This window comes from Acinetobacter sp. NIOH-H-8 (assembly GCF_046635365.1).
Taxonomy (GTDB): Bacteria; Pseudomonadota; Gammaproteobacteria; order Pseudomonadales; family Moraxellaceae; genus Acinetobacter.
Genome location: NZ_JBHDVN010000411.1, coordinates 1 through 225, shown reverse-complemented (window position 1 = coordinate 225; position 225 = coordinate 1). Strand labels below are relative to the sequence as shown.

Sequence of the window (225 nt, the reverse complement as noted above, 5' to 3'; positions counted from 1 at the left end):
TCATTGTTTGATCCAAATCAGGAAATGTCTTTAAACGCTTTGCTATTTGCTGAGGAGACCATAAACAACGGATCGCTTCAACAATAAATCTCCAGAGAATTGAGTCGATTTTGAGTTTTCTGTGACCACGTCTACGTCTAGCGAAGGTGTTATCAGAAGCATATTGAGCTTGATAAACGTCATTGATGCTATTTCTTTTAAGTTCACGATAGATCGTACTAGGAT

Annotated in this window: 1 pseudogene; it reads right to left on the bottom strand. The window is 37.8% G+C overall.

Going from position 1 to position 225, the window contains the following annotated elements:
- Window positions 1–225, bottom strand: a pseudogene (locus ACEWB7_RS18895) (IS30 family transposase); the annotation flags it as partial.